At 54.7% G+C, this 20,614-nt stretch carries 15 protein-coding genes; 3 read left to right on the top strand and 12 right to left on the bottom strand.

Annotation, left to right across the window (positions count from 1 at the left end):
- Positions 1-47 precede the first annotated feature (47 nt).
- From Q9292_RS03770 to Q9292_RS03750, 5 genes are all read right to left on the bottom strand, one after another.
- The gene (locus tag Q9292_RS03770) at positions 48-938 is read right to left on the bottom strand and encodes a transglutaminase family protein (RefSeq protein ID WP_313984927.1); all 891 of its coding nucleotides are present in this window, start codon (positions 936-938) and stop codon (positions 48-50) included.
- 8 nt (positions 939-946) lie between these two features.
- The gene (locus Q9292_RS03765) at positions 947-3,487 is read right to left on the bottom strand and encodes a circularly permuted type 2 ATP-grasp protein (RefSeq protein WP_275357910.1); all 2,541 of its coding nucleotides are present in this window, start codon (positions 3,485-3,487) and stop codon (positions 947-949) included.
- Between the two features lie 75 nt (positions 3,488-3,562).
- Positions 3,563-6,853: a transglutaminase family protein gene (locus tag Q9292_RS03760; RefSeq protein WP_313984924.1), complete on the bottom strand. Its 3,291-nt coding sequence runs from the start codon at positions 6,851-6,853 to the stop codon at positions 3,563-3,565.
- Between the two features lie 107 nt (positions 6,854-6,960).
- Positions 6,961-7,806 carry an SPFH domain-containing protein gene (locus tag Q9292_RS03755; RefSeq protein ID WP_194748970.1) on the bottom strand — a complete coding sequence of 282 codons (846 nt, stop codon included), beginning with the start codon at positions 7,804-7,806 and terminating at the stop codon, positions 6,961-6,963.
- A 27-nt stretch (positions 7,807-7,833) separates the two neighbouring features.
- On the bottom strand, positions 7,834-8,277 hold the full coding sequence (locus tag Q9292_RS03750; protein ID WP_313984919.1) for an NfeD family protein: 444 nt from the start codon (positions 8,275-8,277) through the stop codon (positions 7,834-7,836).
- An 82-nt stretch (positions 8,278-8,359) separates the two neighbouring features.
- Between Q9292_RS03750 and Q9292_RS03745 the strand changes: the two genes are divergently transcribed.
- Positions 8,360-9,613, top strand: coding sequence for an FAD-binding domain-containing protein (locus Q9292_RS03745; RefSeq protein ID WP_313984916.1), 1,254 nt, complete (start codon positions 8,360-8,362; stop codon positions 9,611-9,613).
- Positions 9,614-9,685: 72 nt separating this feature from the next.
- Here the strand turns inward: Q9292_RS03745 and Q9292_RS03740 are convergent, their stop codons facing one another.
- Positions 9,686-11,197 carry an esterase-like activity of phytase family protein gene (locus tag Q9292_RS03740; RefSeq protein WP_313984914.1) on the bottom strand — a complete coding sequence of 504 codons (1,512 nt, stop codon included), beginning with the start codon at positions 11,195-11,197 and terminating at the stop codon, positions 9,686-9,688.
- A 126-nt stretch (positions 11,198-11,323) separates the two neighbouring features.
- Between Q9292_RS03740 and Q9292_RS03735 the strand changes: the two genes are divergently transcribed.
- Together Q9292_RS03735 and Q9292_RS03730 are read left to right on the top strand one after the other, a co-directional pair.
- Positions 11,324-14,245: a valine--tRNA ligase gene (locus Q9292_RS03735; protein ID WP_313984911.1), complete on the top strand. Its 2,922-nt coding sequence runs from the start codon at positions 11,324-11,326 to the stop codon at positions 14,243-14,245.
- Between the two features lie 187 nt (positions 14,246-14,432).
- The gene (locus tag Q9292_RS03730; RefSeq protein ID WP_194748975.1) at positions 14,433-14,642 is read left to right on the top strand and encodes a (2Fe-2S)-binding protein; all 210 of its coding nucleotides are present in this window, start codon (positions 14,433-14,435) and stop codon (positions 14,640-14,642) included.
- Here the strand turns inward: Q9292_RS03730 and Q9292_RS03725 are convergent.
- Genes Q9292_RS03725 through Q9292_RS03700 form a run of 6 tightly spaced genes read right to left on the bottom strand, consistent with a single transcriptional unit; the run spans position 14,621 to position 20,610 of the window.
- A complete protein-coding gene (locus tag Q9292_RS03725; protein ID WP_313984905.1) occupies positions 14,621-15,382 on the bottom strand; it encodes a molybdopterin-synthase adenylyltransferase MoeB in 762 nt (253 codons plus the stop codon). The genes Q9292_RS03730 and Q9292_RS03725 overlap by 22 nt on opposite strands.
- A gap of 15 nt (positions 15,383-15,397) precedes the next feature.
- Entirely contained in the window at positions 15,398-16,123 is a 726-nt protein-coding gene (locus tag Q9292_RS03720; RefSeq protein ID WP_313984902.1) for a type II secretion system protein, read from the bottom strand.
- Positions 16,120-17,304 (bottom strand): hypothetical protein, encoded by a 1,185-nt coding sequence (locus Q9292_RS03715; RefSeq protein ID WP_313984899.1) that lies wholly within the window; start codon positions 17,302-17,304, stop codon positions 16,120-16,122. Before Q9292_RS03715 ends, Q9292_RS03720 begins: the two co-directional genes overlap by 4 nt.
- Complete coding sequence (locus Q9292_RS03710) at positions 17,301-17,921, bottom strand: hypothetical protein (protein ID WP_313984896.1); 621 nt, start codon at positions 17,919-17,921, stop codon at positions 17,301-17,303. The genes Q9292_RS03715 and Q9292_RS03710 overlap by 4 nt, the downstream gene beginning before the upstream one ends.
- Complete coding sequence (locus tag Q9292_RS03705; RefSeq protein WP_313984893.1) at positions 17,918-19,408, bottom strand: hypothetical protein; 1,491 nt, start codon at positions 19,406-19,408, stop codon at positions 17,918-17,920. The genes Q9292_RS03710 and Q9292_RS03705 overlap by 4 nt, the downstream gene beginning before the upstream one ends.
- 2 nt (positions 19,409-19,410) lie before the next feature.
- Positions 19,411-20,610, bottom strand: coding sequence for a type II secretion system F family protein (locus Q9292_RS03700; RefSeq protein ID WP_313984890.1), 1,200 nt, complete (start codon positions 20,608-20,610; stop codon positions 19,411-19,413).
- Between the last annotated feature and the right edge of the window lie 4 nt (positions 20,611-20,614).

Here is a 20,614-nt window from a genome sequence, read left to right as displayed (position 1 = left end):
ACAAAGCGTTATTTTATCGCGTCTTTGCAGGTGGGATCACAGGAATATCACGCTTGCTCGGCGTAGGCCACCGGCGTGACGGTGACACTGACCTTGAGTTGTTGCTGACCGCCGCCCAGCACCACGCCGCGCATAGGTGAGACATCACCAAAATCGCGGCCCCAGGCCACGGTAATGTGCTCTTGCTGGACCAGACAATTATTGGTCGGATCAAAGTCTACCCAGCCATAGACCGGGCAATAGACAGACACCCAGGCGTGCGATGCATCGGCGCCGACCAGGCGCGGCTGGCCTGCGGGTGGATGGGTAAGGATATAACCGCTGACATAACGGCAGGCCAAACCGATAGAGCGTAGCGCGCCTATCATCAGATGGGCAAAGTCCTGGCACACACCGCGGCGGCCTTTGAGCACCGTATCCAGCGGGGTAGAGACATCGGTGGCTTGTGGGTCAAATTCAAACTCGGTATAAATTTTTTGCGTCAGCGCCATGGCGGCTTCTAGCAACGGTCGCTGCGGGGTAAAGCAGCTCAGGGCGAAACTGGCCAGCGCTTCGCTACAGGTCACGCGCCTGGTGGCATACACATAGGGCGCAGCATCCAGGTGGTGTGTGTCCTGATCTTTTAACAAAGTCTGCACCTGCTCCCAGGGTGGGCTTTGCACAAGCTCAGCCATCTTTGGCCGTGGCTGGATATCGACCTGGAATCTGGAGGTGACTTCGAGTGACTGGTGCGGTGTCAGTAGCGTGAAGTAGTCATTGTGATTGCCGAAGAAATCCAGCCGCCGCGACTGTTCTGCCGGCTGCGGCTCACAGGCCAGCGTATAAGAAACGCATTGCTGAAATGCGGTTTGCCGGGGCATTAAATGCAGTAATTGCTGTGATTGAATCACAGGCACATCGTAGCGATAAATGGTTTGGTGTTCGACCTGATAGCGCATGCGTGTCCTTAATGCCCAGAGATGACGACCGGACTGGCATAGCTGAAAAAGCGCAGGCTGAGGCGGTCAGACAGCGTTAAAGTCACCTCGTAGGTGTGATTGAGCCAGGCTGACAACTCTGGACTGCCTTGCATAAAGCAGGTGTCCGGGTCCAGTTGCAACAAGGCTTGCCAGCAGGCTTTCAGCTCGGCGGCAATGCCGCCTGCATTATCATGGGCATCCATCTCTTCGAGATATTTCACCAAGCCCTTGATTTGAAAAACGATGGCATTGGGATTATTGCCATCCATCAACAGTAAATCCAGCACAGGCAACCATTCGGGTTGCGAGGCGTAGCGGGCACGGTAAGTGACCAGGTTATTGGTCACTTGTAGCAACCACTCAAGATTACTATGTTGTGGCATTTGCAAGGCACGGCTTAATAACACACACATAAACTGCAAGCGCTCAATCCGCCGTCCGAGCGACATAAACCGCCAGCCCAGATCACGCGTCATCCAGTCCATGGCAAAGCCGGTCAAGGTAACAAAATGATTCACAGCCTGCTCGATATACGACATCGCATCCTGCAAGGTGGCATGCGCGTGCCGGGTAATAAACTGCCGTGACAATACGTTCACGGTCCGCCAGTGGTCATTGGAGATGCGCTCACGCAGGTTGAACGCCTGTTGATACAACTGCTGCACGCTGGTGGCCAGACTGCCGGACTGCTGCGAGAACACGGCTTGTACCAGCAACGGCTCAATATCATCATCACTGTAAGGTTGCCATTTCGCCCATTCTTCATCATCTTTAGGCGAGGGCAACAGGTCAAACCACTGACACAAGCCCTGCATGGTCGGCCACTCGCCTTCGCGCGATTCTGGCGTGTATTCGAGCAAGGCGCGCAAGGTGGCGCGTAACATCATGGCTTTTTGCAGGTTACGCACTGAATAGCGGCCATACCAGAACATGTTTTCTGCCATGCGGCTGGAGAGCGAGGTATTTTCACGCACCAGGTCCTGACTGGAGGTGGTTTTGCGCAACAAACTGAACGCCGACTGCGTAAACTCCGAAAGTACCCAGGTGTCTTTACTGGTGCCGCCACGCTGCATGGTCACCACGCGGCTATCTTTGCCGCTGGCGACGCGGGAAAGGCCGCCTGGCATCACCGCATAGCCATTGGGGGTAGCAAAGGCATAGACACGCAAACTCACTGCCAAGCTGCCCATTTGTGGTTGGTGATGATGATTGCTCAGCACAGGCGCATGTGAAATATCCACTTGTTCCTGGGCAATATAATGGCCGGGCTGCGCACGCAGCTTGGCAATCAGCGCCTCTTTTTGCGTGGCATTGAGATCCTCGCCAAAAATGGGCGAAGATTGCATTTGCGGGTAAGCCGGTTTGATCACCAGATCATCCAGATGCTGGATCACATAGTCAAGCGCCGCAGATTCACCACACCACCAGGTCGCCACCGAAGGCATGTGCAACGACTCCCCGAGCAGCGACTGGCACAAGTTGGGCAAAAAGCCCAGCAAAGCCCCAGATTGCAACAAGTTGGCGCCCAGCGCATTGGCAATCAGCACATTGCCCAGTCGGGCGGCCTGGGTCAACCCGGCCACGCCTAACAGCGACTCGGCGTTGAGTTCCAACGGGTCACAATAATCATCGTCAATGCGGCGCAAAATGGCGTGCACAGGCTTGAGCCCGGCGATGGTTTTGAGCCAGACCACGCCGTTGCGCACCGTCAGGTCGTTGCCTTGCACCAGAGGATAGCCCAGATAACCAGCTAAAAATGACTGCTCGTGGTAGGTTTCGTTATACGGTCCTGGCGTCAAAATCACCACCAGTGGCGGCTCCCCCTGACTCAGTGGGGCAATGCCAGGGACAGTCTGTGCCTGATTTTGTGCAACGCGGTGCCCCCAATGTGCCAGACTGTCACGCATGCTGGCAAAAAAGCCGCTCAAGCGCTCAATATTGAGGTCGCGGAACATTTCGGGGAACACACTGGAAATAATGGTGCGGTTTTCCAGCGCATAGCCAGCCCCGGTGGGCGACTGGGTCCGGTCAGACACCACCCACCACTGCCCGTTGGGCGAGCGCGCAATATCCACGGCATAGTTATGCAGGGCAATATTGTCGTAATGCGGGATGCCGACACAAGAAGGCAAAAAGCCGTTATGCCCGTAAATCAGCGCCGGCGGCAGTTGGCCGCTGGCAAACAGGCGTTGTTCACCATATACGTCCAGTAACACCTGATTGAGTAAGGTGGCCCGCTGCGCCACGGCAGCAGCGATATGCTGCCACTCATGCGAGGGGATAATCAGCGGTAAGACATCCAGATCCCACGGCCGCTGCACGCCATGCGTGTCTGCATAGACGTTATACGTGACGCCATTATCACGAATCTGACGCTGCACGGCCTCCATGCGCTTGCGCATGACGGCAGGCTCTTCACTCTCCAGCTGAGAAACCAGGGCCTGCCAGTGCGGACGTGGCTGGCCCCTGCTATCCAACAGTTCGTTATAGCGGTCAGAAAAATAAAGTTGATTAAGCACTGGTTGCATGCGTGGTTAGGCGAGGATCATGGTGCGACTCAAACGCGCGGCCTCTTAAACAAGACCTTGAGTGTAACAGGATGTTCACACATTCGGCTGCCATCGCAGGTCCAGCGTAAATGGAAAACGTGGATTCGGTGGTTCTTTTACCACAGTCACCTTGCCCGCCGTATGGCCATGCGCCCAGAAGCGTGCAAAACGCCGCGCCTCAGCTTCATTGGCATTCACCGGGAACGTATTGTAATTGCGCCCCCCTGGGTGCGAGACATGGTAGGTACATCCTCCCAGGGATTTTTCACTCCAGGTATCGACCAGATCAAACACCAGCGGCGCTTGCACCGGAATGGTCGGATGCAGCGCTGACCAAGGACTCCAGGCACGGAAGCGAATACCAGCCACATATTCCCCGGCATGGCCGGTTGGTTGCAGCGGCAAGGGTCGGCCATTACAGGTCACGACATGGCGGCCATCGGTCAGGCCCCGCACACGCAACTGCATGCGCTCGACGGAAGAGTCCACGTAACGCGCGGTGCCCCCACCCGCCATTTCTTCACCCAGTACATTCCAAGGCTCTATGGCCTGGCGCAACTCCAGCTCCACGCCATGATAGGCCGCGGTGCCATAGCGCGGAAAACGGAACTCGACAAAGGGCTCAAACCAGCGCTGTTCAAAGGCATAACCTGCATCGCGCAAATCGGCCACCACGTCGGCGATGTCTTGCGCCACAAAGTGCGGCAACATCCAGCGGTCATGCAGTTCGGTGCCCCAGTGCACCAGTTTGCCGGTATATGGCGTTTTCCAGAAGCGGGCCACCAGCGCACGCAGTAACAGGCTTTGCAGCAAACTCATGCGCGCATGCGGCGGCATTTCAAAAGCACGGAATTCCACCAGCCCGAGGCGGCCAGTGGGGCCATCCGGCGAATAGAGTTTGTCGATGGAAAACTCCGAGCGGTGCGTGTTACCGGTTAAATCCACCAGCAAATTGCGCAGTAGCCGGTCAACCAGCCACGGCTGCTCGCTTTCTTTGCCTGCGGGTAAGGCTTGTTCCATCTGCTGAAAAGCAATCGCCAACTCATACAAATTGTCATCTCTGGCCTCATCCACGCGCGGCGCCTGGCTGGTCGGACCAATAAAAGTGCCTGAAAACAGATAAGACAAGGCGGGGTGATTTTGCCAGTAGGTAATCAGACTACGTAATACATCCGGGCGCCGCAACATGGGGCTATCCGCCGGCGTTTCCCCACCCAGCGTGACATGGTTACCGCCACCGGTGCCGGTGTGGCGTCCATCCAGCATGAATTTCTCAGTGCCGAGCCGACACAGACGCGCCTCGTCGTACAAGACATTGATGTTTGTCACTAGCTCTTTCCAGGTTTTCGCCGGGTGGATATTCACTTCGATGACGCCGGGGTCCGGCGTCACACTGAGCAACTTGAGTCTGCTGTCACGCGGCGGGGTATACCCCTCCAGCCACAGCTTGAGTTTCAAATCGGCCGCAGTTTGCTCAATGGCACTTAGCAAATCCAGATAGTCTTCCAGTCGACTCACTGGCGGCATAAACACATACAGCCGGCCATTGCGCACCTGTACGCATAACGCGGTATGGACCACTTCCCGGGCCAGCGGCTGCACTGTTTTGTGCTTGATCCGCACCGTGGGTGATTTGGCGGTCGCCAACGCTGCCTGTGGCTCAAACGGGTCCAGGGGGAATTCTGGCTCCATCTCTGCAGGCAACTGCCATGGCAGCGACGACAAGGGCAAGCGCAAGCCCATGGGCGAGTCGCCACCCAGCAGATACAAATGTTCACGGCGCAACGGCCACTTGCTGGTCAGCCATGCCCCGGCAGACTGGCTCTCGTCCGGCTTGAGCGGCATAACATAGCCAACCACTTGCCCCAAGCCCTGGTTGAGCAAATCTGCCAGCCGTTTGCGCTCTGTCGCATCCTGCAAATCCAGCTTGAGCGGATCGAGATTCACCGGTAACTGCTGCTCTTGTTGCGCGAGACTCATCACGTCTTCATAAGCGGCAATCACACAAGCTTTGGGAAAGCCCAACATGTCGGCCAGATGCTGGGAAAAAGCTTCTGCCTGCGCTACGCCATAGCCGTCATTATGACCTTCGGCTGAAAACAGGCTGGCATCGCGCCACACTGGCTTGCCATCCGGGCGCCAGTAAATATTGATGGCCCAGCGCGGCAAAGGCTCACCGGGATACCACTTGCCCTGGCCATAATGCAAAAAGCCATCCGGGGCAAAGTGCGCTTTCAGGCGCAAAGCCAGGTCACCGGCCAGTTGCCGCTTGTGATCTCCCAGTGCCAGAGTGTTCCATTGTGCGCCATCCATATCATCAATCGACACAAAAGTCGGTTCGCCGCCTTGCGTCAGCCGCACATCGTGTTTTTTGAGCTCAACATCCACCTTGTCACCCAGCTTGAGGATGGCCTGCCAGTCCGCTTCGCTGTAAGGCTTGGTCACGCGCGGGTCTTCGTGAATGCGCGTTACTGTCATCTCATGCGTGAACGTGACCTCGGCGATATCGGTAAAGCCAGTCACTGGCGCTGCCGAGGAAGGGATCGCCGTACACGCCAACGGAATATGCCCCTCTCCGGCCATCAGTCCAGAGGTAGGATCCAGGCCAACCCATCCTGCGCCGGGGATAAACACCTCGGTCCAGGCATGCAAATCGGTAAAATCCTTGTCGGTGCCACTGGGGCCATCCAGCGCCGCAACGTCGGCCTTGAGCTGAATCAGGTAGCCGGAAACAAAGCGCGCGGCCAAGCCCAGGTGGCGCATGATTTGCACCAGCAACCAGGCGGAGTCCCGGCAAGACCCTGTGCGCTTCTGCAGAGACTCTTCCGGGGTTTGTATGCCCGGCTCCATGCGCACGGTATAGCCGATTTCAGCCTGCAAACGCTGATTGACGGCCACCAGAAAGTCGACAATGCCGACTTCGGGTTTGATCACGGCTTGCCGCATTTCCGTCATCCACGCCTGCAACAAGGGCCCGACCGGATCGGGCTGCAAATAGGCGGTCAGCTCGAACGCCTGCTGCTCGGTATAGTTAAACGGGTAATGCTCGGCATATTTCTCGACAAAAAAATCAAACGGATTGATGACGGTCATATCTGCCACCAAATCGACCGTAAAGTCGAGCTCACGCACCATTTCGGGGAATACGTAACGGGCAATGTAGTTGCCGTAGGGGTCTTGCTGCCAGTTGATAAAATGCTGCTCAGGATTAACCGTCAGCGAATACGACAAAATCGGCGTGCGCGCGTGGGCAGCGGGCTTGAGGCGGACTTCGTGTGGCGAAAGATTGACCAGGCGGTCAAATTGATAGCGGGTGCGGTGATGTAAAGCGACGCGTATAGCCACTGCTGATCCTCAATAATATTATGATTTTAAGCAGTGTGATGCAGGAAATATGCCAGCCACGCCAAAACCCAGCGCGTGGCGGCAATTAAACGCTAACCCTGATCGACTTACTTGCTGCCGCCTACCAGATTTTTGACCGCGCTCACCACATCGCCTGGCAGCACCACAATTTTGCTATTGTTGGAGTCGGCCATTTTTTGCATTGATTGAATATAGCGGTCACCCAGCAAAAAGGTGGCGGAGGTATTGTTTTCCTTGACCGCTTCCGCAATCATTTTAATCGCCGCCGCTGAGGCTTGGGCCCCCACCATTTGCGCCTCTGCGTCTTTACGCGCGGCCTCCAGGCGGGCTTCGGCATTCAAGATCAACGACTGCTTGGCGCCTTCGGCTTCGGTCACCACCGCCACACGCTCCCGCTCGGCCGCTGCCTGTCGCTCCATCGCATCCTGCATATTGGCAGAGGGTTTGATGTCTTGAATCTCCACACTTTTCACGGTGAGACCCCAGTCCAGCGCCTCATCGGCAATCGCCTCTTTAAGCTCCGCCTTGATCCGGTCACGCGAGGTCAGCGCATGATTCAGGTCCATGCCGCCGATGATAGAACGCAAACTGGTTTGCACCATATTGCGCATGGCTTCGCGAAAGTTTTCGATGCCGTAGACCGCACGCTCGATATTAGTCACTTTGATAAACGCCACCGCATTGGCCAGAATCACCGCGTTATCACGGGTGATCACCTCCTGCTCTGGGACATCGAGAATGATGTCTTTGGTGGTCACCTTGTAACTGACATTACTGAATACCGGGTTGATCACATTGAGGCCTGGCTTGAGAATGCCGGCAAATTTACCGAGCCGCTCGACCACCCATTCTTCGCCCTGCGGCACAATACGTACCCCTTTCACGATGGCGATCACTACCAGTACGATGACAATGACACTGACTTCGGTCATGACGACTCCCCTCAATAATTAAAACGATTAACCGTGGTGGGCAGGCGCCACACGCAGGCTGTTGCCTTCCACGGCGACAATGATTGCCGCTTGTTGCACAGCCATGGCCGTATCGGCATATGCCACCCATTCGCGGCTACCCAATACCCCTTGTGCAAACCGGATCTTGCCCGGTTGCATGGGAGAAATAGCCTCAATCACCACGCCTTCACGACCGATCTCCTCGCCCTGCGCCTGTCCAACCCGCAAGTCAGGCTTGCGTTTCTCCAGCTTGCGCATGATGGCCAAGGCCAGTGCCGCCAGCACGGCATAATTCAGGGCTTGCAAGGCTAATGACATCTCAGGCCAAAACAGGGTGAGCGCTGCCATTGCCAGTGCGGCAATGCCTAGCCATAACAAGTACAAGGTGCCGAGCAGCATTTCCGAGCATAACAGCACCAGGCCCAATCCGCACCACCATCCTGTCTGCATAACCCGCTCCCCCAAACCACGATGAATAAACGACCACGAATCTTTGAGCGCATGGTATCACTACTTGTGTCAAAATGGGGGAATGACTCAACCGCCTGTCCGCCTTACGCTTGCGACTGACCGCCGGGAACGGCTGGCACAAATCCGCACCTGCTTTCCGCAGGCCAGCGGACCAGATTTGGACGACCGCTGGCAAGGCGGCCGCGTCACGGCATTGCAGCGACTGGCGACCATTGATGCCGATGCGTATCACCAGACCCGGAATCATCTGGATGGCGCAGCCACCCGGCTTTCGCCTTACTTGCGCCATGGCTGTCTGTCCTTGCAAGAGACGGTGAACAGCGTCCGCCAAAGCGCTGGCAAGCGCGGTGTCAAACTGATTGCCGAGCTCAGCTATCGCGACTACTTCAGGCAGGTCTGGTACCGTTTTGGTGAGGCAATCAAACAACCCATGGAGTCACCTAAAGAGACCCTGGGCACACAACCCTTGCCTGACTTTATTGCGCAAGGATTCACCGGGCTGGTATGCATGGATGAAATTGTGCGTCAGCTGCGGCAAGAGGGTTACGTACACAACCATGCCCGCATGTGGTTTGCAGCCTATGTATTGCACTGGTTAAAAGTAGACTGGCGCCAGGCGGCAGAATGGTTTGAACAAAACCTGCTGGATGGTGACCTAGCTTCCAATCACCTCTCATGGCAATGGATAGGCGCCAGCTTTAGCCATAAACCTTATTTCTTCAACAAAGAGAATATCGTCAAATTCGGCGGCGGACACTGGTGCCAGCAATGTCCTGTGCGTTGCCCGTTCGATGCCAGCTACGAAACATTGCATCAACAATTGTTTGGCGCCCCTCCGCCGCAAACAGGTAATGAGGCTGCTGCCAGCCACAGCGTGTATTTGCCTGTGGAAATAACAGCGCAGCATTTGCCCCTTCGTGACAACAGTGCTGTGGTTTGGCTTCATGACGAAATGTTATCGCCAGAGCATGCTCTACTAAAGAGTAAGGCCCCTCGCGTCTTTGCATTTGACCCTGCACTTTATGGGCAATGGCCCCTGAAACGCCTGCAATTCATGGCCGATTGCCTGAGCGAAATTCCAGAGACAGAAATATGGCTTGGCAGCACAGCACAAGTACTGGCAAGCTATTCGCAGAGGCATATCATCAGCCAGAACACTCCGAACGCGCTGCTCAAAGCAGCGGCTGACGATGAACGACTTACTTGGCTACAAGAACCCAGCCTCTATGACACCCACTTCAGCGACCATGAGCTGATGCGGTTTAGCCGCTACTGGAAAAAAGTTGAGCCGCTGGTGTTTGCCAACGACGATTAACGATTTTCAAACGATCCAGCCGCATAAAAAAAGCCGCCCTGCAAAGGCGGCTTTTTACTCACAACAGCTCGATTAGCGCTGACGACGACGTTGCAACCAACCCATCAGAAACAGGCCAGAAATCAGCATCGAAACATTGGCTGGCTCAGGCACGGCACTGACGGACAATGCCTGGTTCACAAATTGACTGCCATTCAAGTCTGCATCGGTAAACTTGAACACGAAGAACTTGTTGTCCCCTGCGATGCCTGGCACAAAGTCATTATCATTGGCCACGTACAGGGTGTGATACAGCACGCCACCCTCCATGATATCCTCGCCAAAAGTCATGCCTTCGAGCTTGGCAGGTATATTAGTATTGCTGATACCAGCATTCACAAGTGCTGTTTTCAGGTCAAGGAACAAGCTTTTTTGCACAGCATAGCTCTGCAGGTTATTTTGGCCACTGATGCCAGCACCACTGTTCAATGAGCCAATATCTACCGCTTGGTCACCCACGACGCCATCGCCATTTGCATCATTCAGGTCGATTTTGTAGATACGTTTCACATCCGCCTTGGAACCATCGCCCGCGCCCTTGCCATCACGCTCAAGCACAAAGAAGGTATGGTCATTGACCGCCAGAATCTCGCTGATGTTGTAGCTCTTGTTTTTATCAGAGAGGAAGTTGTCATAGACATACTGCTTGGTAGCCCCCGTTTTCGTATCAATCGTCACGATACGGTTGGTACGACCACCATCGCCACCATCCTGAATCAGCGGGCTTTGCTCAAAACCAACCAGTGTTTTGCCATCAGGCGTAATGGCCAGGCCTTCCATGCCTTTGTTGGCCACACGGCCGCTGGTATTGCCACTGATTTCATTCGCACCCTGGCTGCTCAAATTTTGCGCAGTAAATGCTGAAGGCAAGTTGTAGACATTGGTTCTGGCGCCGGTCGCGCGGTCAAACTGATAGACATAAGGGCCATATTCATCGCTGATATAAACGCTTTTGCCATCGTTAGAAACGCGGATGGCCTCTGGGTCGAAACGGCCATTATTCGAGTTGCTGGAGTTGGTACCCGCCAAAAAGTTATCTGAACGGCCATTAAAATAATATTTACCTGCATTTACCGTCGCGCCACTGCCCAATGTGTAGTTTTGGCCGCCCACGCTACCTGTGCCAGCGGCCCCGGTGCCGTAGTTAAGTGGCGTATTGCTGTATAACAGCGTGGTGCCAGTTAATGTCGGGGTCAGGTTATAACTGTAGCTCGAACCATTGTAAGTTTGTTGCAAACTGAGATTCAGCGTTTGAAAGCGCGAAATGTAAGAAGTGGTATTGTCTACCAGCGGATTATACTCGGTAGCATTCGGGCCACGGTCTGGCAACGCCAGGAAAGTACTACCACCTGCCCAAGCCAGGCCAGAACCCATGCCACCCAATACATTCTGATGATCCACACCATTTTCCAACATGCCAGTGAAACTGGACAAGTCCGTGGTCCCGGACAAACTGCCCATCGCGATCAATGAAGGGGTTGCATTTGCCAAGGTAGGCAATGCCAGTGAAATCGCCACGGTCATGGCGGCTAGTTTAAAAGTCATGTCAAAACTCCAGAATTAAAAAATTTTGACTAAATTAATCGCTGACAGTGAATTTAATATGACAGGACTAGCGCGACATGGCGGCAAGCACCAGATCAACCAAGCGGCTGTGGTAAAATCACGCGCATGACTACTTCTACTCAAAACGCACAAACACCTCGCGAACTCGCTAAATCCTTTGATCCGAAAACCATTGAAAGCCAGTGGTATGCTTTTTGGGAAGGCAAAGGCTATTACGCCGCCGGCATGAACCCGGAGGTCAAAGATAATTTCTGCATTTTGCTGCCGCCACCCAACGTGACCGGCACGCTGCACATGGGCCACGGTTTTAACCAGACCATCATGGATGCGCTGACCCGCTATCACCGTATGCGCGGGGATAACACCTTGTGGCAACCAGGCACCGACCACGCAGGCATTGCCACGCAGATTGTGGTCGAGCGCCAGCTCGATGCGCAAGGCGTGAGCCGCCATAGCCTTGTTGAAGAGTTTGGGGCTGACGCGGGCCGCAAAAAATTCCTCGAAAAAGTCTGGGAATGGAAAGAATACTCCGGTGGCACCATCACCAAACAAATGCGCCGCCTGGGCACCTCACCCGACTGGAGCCGTGAGCGTTTCACCATGGATGCCGGCCTCAACAAGGTCGTCACCGAAAGCTTTGTCCGTCTGTACAACGAAGGCCTGATTTACCGTGGCAAACGCCTGGTGAACTGGGATGTGAAACTGGGCACTGCCGTTTCTGACCTAGAAGTGGTGCAGGAAGAAGAAGACGGCTCGATGTGGCATATCAACTATCCACTGGCGGATGGTTCCGGCCACTTGACTGTGGCCACTACGCGCCCGGAAACCATGCTGGGTGATGTGGCGGTGATGGTGCACCCTGAGGATGAGCGTTATGCGCATTTGATCGGCAAAAACGTGACTCTTCCGTTGTGTAACCGCGAAATTCCGATTATCGCGGATGATTACGTGGATAAGGAGTTTGGTACTGGTGTGGTCAAGGTCACGCCTGCGCATGACTTTAACGACAATATGGTCGGCCAGCGCCAGGGCTTGGATAAAGTTGTGATCCTGAACCTGCAAGGCTTCGTGCCAGAAGTTGCAGAAGTCTATGCCGCTGATGGCAGTGTCAAACCTGCGATTGCTTTACCCGCCCACTTGGTAGGATTAGAGCGCTTTGCCGCGCGCAAACAAGTGGTGGCCGACCTGGAGACTGGTGGTTTCCTGGTCAAAGTTGAAAAACACAAGCTCAAAGTGCCACGGGGCGACCGTACCAATGTCGTGATTGAACCCATGCTCACCGACCAGTGGTTTGTGGCGATGAGCAAGCCGGGCGAAGATGGCAAAAGCATCACCGAAAAAGCGCTCGAAGTGGTGGCGGATGGCCAGATCAAGTTTTACCCGGAAAACTGGGTAAATACCTATAACCAGTGGCTGAATAATATTCAGGATTGGTGTATTTCACGTCAGTTATGGTGGGGGCATCAAATCCCTGCTTGGTATGGTGAAAACGGCGAAGTGTTTGTCGCGCATGATGAAGCAGAAGCTACCGAGATGGCGGCCAAAGCAGGTTACACCGGTAATTTAAAGCGCGATGATGACGTGTTAGATACCTGGTACTCCTCTGCCCTGTGGCCATTTTCCACCTTAGACTGGACCGGCGACGAAACACTGGACGCGCAGAATCAGGCCTTGCAGCAATACCTGCCCTCCTCAGTATTAGTCACTGGTTTTGACATTATCTTTTTCTGGGTGGCGCGTATGGTCATGATGACCAAGCACCTGACCGGCAAAATCCCGTTCAAGCATGTGTATGTGCACGGCCTGATCCGCGACGCCGAAGGCCAGAAAATGTCCAAGTCCAAGGGCAATGTGCTGGACCCGATTGATTTGATTGATGGCATTGATCTGGAATCGCTGCTGAAAAAACGCACCACCGGCCTGATGAACCCGAAAGATGCGGAAAAAATCGAAAAACGCACCCGCAAGGAATTCCCGGAAGGCATTGCAGCGTATGGTACGGATGCTTTAAGGTTTACTTTTGCCAGCCTGGCTTCACCCGGCCGTGACATCAAGTTTGACCTGCAACGTTGTGAAGGTTACCGTAACTTCTGCAACAAGCTGTGGAACGCCACCCGCTTTGTGCTGATGAATACAGAAGGCAAAGATAATGGCTTTGGCGCCGAGAATTGCGAAGCCGGTGGCCGCAAATTCAGTCAGGCCGACCGCTGGATTGTGAGCTTGCTGCAACGCACCGAAGCCGAAGTGGAGCGCGCCTTTAACGACTACCGCTTTGACCTCGCTGCCAAGGCGATCTACGAGTTTGTCTGGGACCAGTATTGCGACTGGTATCTGGAAATTGCCAAAGTGCAGTTACAAGGTGGCACTGAAGCCGAACAGCGCGCGACCCGTCGTACCCTGTTAAGAGTGCTGGAAACCATCTTGCGGCTGGCACATCCGATTATTCCGTTTATCACCGAAGAGATCTGGCAGACGGTGGCACCGATGACCGAACTCAAGGACAAGTCGCGTGGCACTGAGAGCATTATGTTGCAGGTCTACCCGAAAGCCGATCTGGAGAAAATTGACGAACAGGCCGAAGCCTGGGTAGCCACGCTCAAAACTGCAGTGGAAGCCTGCCGCAGCCTGCGTGGCGAAATGAGCATCTCTCCGGCTGCCAAAGTGCCTCTGATTGCCGCAGGGGATGCCGAGGCATTGACCGCCTATGCGCCTTACCTCAAGTCGCTGGCCAAGCTGGATAATGTAGATATCGTCGCCGACCTGCCAGAAGCCGATGCACCTGTGATGCTGGCGGGTGACTTCAAATTGATGCTCAAGGTAGAAATTGATGTTGCCGCCGAGAAAGAGCGTTTAGGCAAAGAGATCGCCAGACTGCAAGGCGAAATCACCAAAGCCAATGGCAAACTGGGCAACGAAAGCTTTGTCGCCCGTGCCCCGGCGGCCGTGGTCGAGCAGGAAAAAGCCCGTTTGGCCGAGTTTAGCGCTAGCATGGAAAAACTGCAGGCGCAGCTGGCCAAACTCAGTTAATTGGCTCGTCGACATACCGCCTGAGTGCGAACAGCTTAGGCGGGTTGGACGCATCTGCGTAGATTAAACAATGAGATAAACCAATTGCTGTATTGTTGGTCTAGCTTGAAACGAATACGTTAATTGTGAGCACAATCACACTATCTGTCTGCGCTGAGACCCAATACACTTGGGCACAAAAGGAAATATGGCCGACCTGCTTGAAAATGATCCCCGAGAGGTGCTGTGCAGTTGCAGCGGCACCACGCGCGGCCTGATTATCGAGCTAGTCAGGCAAGGTAAAGATCTGGATGGCATCTCGCGCTATTCTGGCGCGCTGTCAGGGTGTGCCGGCTGCGAGTGGGAGATTACGGAACTGGTGGCGTCGTTACAGTCTCAGCCCACAGATTCCGCCTGACCACACACCGCGCAGGAAGGGTCTTTTTTGAGGCGTATGGTGCGCCATTCTGCACTGAGCGCATCCAGCAATAGCAACCTGCCTTTCATGGTCTGGCCCATATTGAGCAATACTTTAATGGCTTCAGCGGCTTGCGCTGTGCCTATCATACCCACCAGCGGAGCAAATACGCCGTTGTCTGCACAACGCAAGGCCTGGTCATCGCCGACGTCTGGATACAAGCAGTGGTAGCAAGGGCTGTCAGCATGGCGGAAATCAAACACGCTCAATTGCCCTTCAAAGCGGATGGCCGCCCCCGAGACCAGAGGCTTTTTACTCTCAAAACAAAGCTGGTTGAGCAAGTAGCGCGTGGCAAAGTTATCCGAGCAATCAATCACCACATCTGCCGCCAAGACCCGTGCGGCAAGCGCCTCGTCATTGAGCCGTGTCGTTTCGACATGGACGTTGACTTCAGGATTGAGGGCCGCAATCGTGGCCTGGGCCGACAAGGCCTTGTTTTGCCCAACCGCTGCCGTAGTATGGATAATTTGACGTTGCAGATTGGTGAGGTCTACCTGATCAAAATCACAAATGGTCAGCGTACCTACCCCGGCTGCGGCCAGATACATCGCCACCGGGGCCCCCAAGCCGCCAGCTCCCACAATCAGGGCATGACTTTGCGTGAGCTTTTCTTGCCCTGCATATTCAATTTGCGGCAACATGATGTGCCGACTGTAGCGTAACAACAAATCGTCTTGCATGTATTTTCCAATTATTCATGGCAGGCGTTGCGCTTGTACCATTTGCTGAATCAACACCTTGGGCGACAGCATGATCAGCCGGTCATCAAACACGGCCGTCCCCGTTTGTTGTTGTGCCTGATCAACAAAGGCCAGGTCGCCATCTGCATTTTCACGCTCATCCGCGTGCTCGGGTGCAGGCATGGCATAGGCGCCGCCGCCAGACACGGATTGTATGCCACCCAGCCCGTTTTCGCCATGTGAAAGGATAATCGCCGCCGGTCGGCTAGGCCCGCTGGTGGCCGGGCCAGTCTCACTGCTGACTTGAATATTGCTGGCACCTTCGGCCGCAGCTACCGAGAACCACTGGCTGTGATGAGTAAACGTGCTGTCTGCGCGATAGCGAAAGAAACGACCCCAGGCATCGGTGGCGACTACCCCTAATTGCTGCGATGGCAACCAGCCCTCATCACTGGCGCAGGTCTGGTTGGATAATACATTCTCCCACCCATCGGGCGGCTGGTCGGTATCAGGACACGGCAGGTAATGATAAATCAGGGCATGGCCAAGCAAGGCCTGTTGCGCCGTATTCAGCCGCTGTTCGGTTTGCTGATATTTCTGCAATCCGTATTGCACCTTGAGGGGCGTCATGAGCCAGCCCATCATCAGGCTTAAAATCACCAAAGCGATCGCCATTTCAAGCAGGCTGAAACCGCGCAGAGCAGATTGCGGTCGAGACAAATGCGCGCTGATATCCTTCATCTGGCGATTTGCTCCAACTGATCATTGCTGGGTGCATCCCATGCGGTAACGCCGGTCAAACCCAACACAGAGACTGTCGACATCTCGATAAAATTTGCATGCTCGCTTTTTTGCGTAGCCGTCTGTCGTAATTGCCCGGCTAACATCTCGCCAGACACAATTAAGAGCACTTGCGAGGACCGCGGCAGATAAAACACCTGCTCCCGCCAGCCATTTTGCTGAAACCAGTGATGCATGGCCTGACCATCCAGCATGGCTTGATTTGCAAGTGGGCCGTGCAGGTCGCTATCGACCGGCAAGCGGCCCAGCGTAGTTGTTTGAGCAGACATACATTGGCCGGCTTGCAATGATTGTGCACCTAAACAACTCGCGTCCGAAATGGATGCTGGCACAGGTAAAGGCGCACATGGCCTGGACGTGCAAGTAAATGCTCGCTTAAGCTCTGATAACACCTGCTTTTGCATGACTTGATGCATGCGACTTGCCGAGATTGGCCAGACCACGTCATTAAATTGTGTAGTCGGAGGCGACATGACAAAGCCGTGATCGCTGTGCTCTGTCGGGTTGGCATTATCCAAGGTCCCATCACTATCCAGATACTCCTTAGCACCATCGTCAGGCTGCAAGCGGCGTTGCTGCCAGCCATCCTGCCTCAACAGCGGCTGCATGGGGGCAATCACCACAGCCACAACGCCATTGCCCACACTGGCATCCCAAGTCGGCCCATTGTTGGCCATCATGCTCCAGCTGCCCTGCGTGTCCAGATTCAAAGGACGCAGGCGCGGATTATTTTTATAGCGCTCTGACACTGCGTACCACAAGCGCTCGCCACTGCCATCACGCAAGTCGCCTAAACCCAGTGTTTTCCAGGGTAACCTGCCCAAGCGGGCGGAGTTACTGCATGAGGTTTCGGCAATGCCGTCGTTATTACGGTCTGGGCAAGGCAAATCGCCCGGGCGAGGGCAGTTCAACTCACAAGGCGTAGTGCCCAAGGGTTGCTGCGCATAGGCAAGCAAGGCCTGCTCGGCCTTGGCCAAGGCCGTCATGGTTTTGTGCAACGACGCCTGACTGGAAAACTCACGGCCCACCAAGGGATAAACCAGCATGCCCGCCATGCCGGACAACAGCAGTAAAAGCGCCCAGATTGCAATTCCTCTTTGAAAATGTGAACAAACAATCATGGCTGCATAGGCGACGGATTGGGAAACATGTCAGGGAAATTAAACAGATGAAGCTCACATTGCGCATCAATCTGAACGAATGACGGCGTCACTGTCCAGACACAATGATGGACTTTAATCGCACCTGCATATTGTTTGGCCAACGCTTGTAACCATGCCAATATGTCTGCTTCATGCTTGACCGACCATGCGAGCTGTAGACGGCTAAGCATCACTTTGATGTCGGCTTGCTGGCCAGAGGATGCTTGCGGCAAACACAGGGCAAGATCACAAGGAGTGGTCGGCAAGAACTCATAGCGTAGATGACTCAGGCCAGATGCCTGCTGCATTTCGGCAAGGGTCTTTTCCCATGCAGGCACATTCAAGGGCGACATCACCCCGATGTTTTGCCATTGCTTGCGAAGCGCCAAATAGGTAGCGATCTCTGCAGCAAAATGCTGCTGATAAGCCGCTTGTTGTTGGCGTTGCTGCCACTGTGCCTCTAGCTGAGACAAGACTTGTTCGGCTTCTTCACGTCTTTGATACTGCAACAGGGTACACACCACTAACAAGCTCATCACGCCTAACCAAACCAAGAAGGTTTGTTTTAATGCCACCCACACTTGCCGAACCATCACCACCCCTCCTGTTGCACGGCTGCCCAAGTCAGCGTGAGCATCGGCTGCAACCCCAGCATGGCTAGCGGATCTGTACTGCCCTGGCGACCATTCGTCGTGCTTTGCTGACTGGAGGTCTCTGTTTGCAGCTGCTTGACTGATGGCAACTGATTTAAACGCTGCATCAACTGTTGCCATTCAAGTACGGCACGCGCGTGCTGACTTGTTTCTCGTTGTTGAAAAGTCATTTTCAATGACTGAGTTTGATGCGCATCAGGGTCTGCTGATTCAGGACGCTCTGCCTGCCATTCGAGTCGGATCAGTTGCCAATCTCGCAAGCCAGTCAGCATCGGCTGCAAGTCATGCAAGGCTTGATCGGGTAATCGGGTGGAGGCGCTGATCGCTTGCATCGTGCGGGTTAAGGCATGAATCGCTGGCAATTGTTCAGCGCGCAGTCCCCCGGCGAATGGCATCGCCTCTGGCTCATCAAGCTGGGCCTTCACCAGCCCGGCTTGCGTATTCAGTTGCTGAGTTGCCAGCGCATTGAAGCCGGCTAGCAGCGCCAATAGCAACGCAAGCCCCACGCCTGCCAAGTGGATATTTCGTTGTAGCCGCTTGAGTTTCTCTGGCAAGAGATTGGCCTCAGGGGCCAAGTTAGGGAGCGCCTGGTCTGCCAATATCGCATGCATGGCGACCCACTCGACCGCGCGGAGACCGGTAGGGAGCGAGCCTTCACCCACGGCCGCAATGAGCGCGGCCTCAGTCAGAGGTTGATATTGAAAAGGGGCGGGTAAAGTGAGCCTCTCAGCCTGCTGTATTTCTGCGATGATGCAAAACACCGGCAGACTTGCAGATTCGGATAAGCCAAACTGGCTGACCAGCTCACGATGCAACTGAGTCAGCGCCGGGATCATAGACGCCACATCCTGCATCCCTTGTGTTGACATTGAAAGGCGGCGCCTTAAACACAACCGTTGATACTTGAAATAACTCAAGTACAGTGTCGTATGCTCAGCGTGCACACAGATACAATCACTCAGGCGTTGAGCGTTTGCAGGCAAGCAATATGGCAACAATATTGCTTGCGTATAAATGCCTTGCAGGCTGAGTGCTGCCGCTTGCAACGCGGGCAAGCAGTGAGTCAGTGGTGGGGAAAACAGCCCGGCAAACAAAAAACGGTTTTCTAAACGGCTCGTCTTGATCGTTTCGAGTAGAAAGGCGGTATGCAAGCCTTGTGCATGTGGCCAAGCCGCCAGCTTGCGCTTGAGTAGTGCACGACCAGCCGCCCCTCGCACTACAGGCATCAGCTCAAGGTGATAGTGCTCCTCTGGCAGATTAGTTAACACCGCCACACGCGCGCCTGGGAAAGTTTGCATCCACCCTAACATGGCCGCTAGCCCTGCTTCATCCGGACCAAACGAACGCAGCTCGCAATACTGATTGCGCTTAAATAAGACCAGCCGCCATGCTTGCGCATCAATCAGGAGAATGAAGCGCTTGGCGGACATCTTTAGTACCTGATGGTTGAAAAGCTGTCATAGACCGGCAACATGACGGCGGCCATCAAAAACAGCAACATCAACCCCAGTGAAATGGTCAGCGCGGGCTCCAACATGCGCAATAGCGACTGGATCCGCGCTTGCACGTCCCGGTCATAATAGTCAGCCAACTGAAACAACATGCGATCCAGTCCACCTGTGGTTTCACCCACCTTGAGCAGGTGTAGCATCAGTGGCGGAAACTGCCCGGTAGCCGCAAAGCTGGCGGTGAGGCTTTCACCGGCCTGTACGCGCGCAGACACATCCTCAAGTGCGCGGGCCATGACACGCTGCGTCAGCAAGGGCTGGCACCATTGCAATGCCTGTAACAGCGGAATCCCGGCCTGGTACATCAATCCAAGAAACCTGCACAGCCGCGTGATCACCCATGCTCTTAGCAAGCGGCCAAACACCGGCAATCGCAACATCATGCTATCCCATTTATAAGCCCATTTTTCCGAGTGCCGCACGATTAGAGTCACACTCACCAGGGACAGCAATATCGCCAATAGCAGATAAGCCCCATAGTGCATGACACCCTCTGACAGGGCTAACAAACATCGTGTACTCCATGGCAGAGACTGCCCCAGGCTTTGCAAAAAACCTGCCATTTGCGGCACCAGAAAGGTCAGCATCACGTATGCGGCAATCATCACCATCACGCATAACACAGCGGGATAGCTCAGTCCCCGCTTGATTTGTGCACTCAGCTCAAATTGCCACGTGAGGGTGGCCTTCAATTGGCCAAATGTTTCAGGGAGCTGACCCGTCCGTTCACCAGCATTGACCAGTTGATAAAACAAGGCTGGGAAGACCTTGGGCTGCGCTTGCAACGCTTGTGAAAGTAATTTGCCCGCCTCAAGATCGCGCAACAAACCACGTAAGGCCTCGGTCATCACCGCCTGTTCGGCTTGTTCTGCCGAGACCGCAATGGCCTGACAGAGAGGCAAGCCGGCTTGCAATAGCTGCTCCAGCTGCACACAAAACACGATCAACATTTTGGGGTGCACGCGTGGCTGTCGCCAGCGCAATGGCTCACCCAGCTTCACCGTCAGCAATTCCAAGCCTTGCTGCTGCAGGGATGCAGCCAGCGCCTCTTCAGAGTCGGAGGTGCCATAGCCCCGTGTTAAGTGGCCCGTCTTATCAATCGCGGTGTATCGGTAGCTTGTCATCGTT

Source organism: Methylophilus sp. VKM B-3414 (assembly GCF_032248435.1).
In the GTDB taxonomy this organism is placed as follows: domain Bacteria; phylum Pseudomonadota; class Gammaproteobacteria; order Burkholderiales; family Methylophilaceae; genus Methylophilus; species Methylophilus glucosoxydans.
Note: the sequence above shows the minus strand (reverse complement) of the source record. Positions and strands in the feature narration are given on the sequence as shown.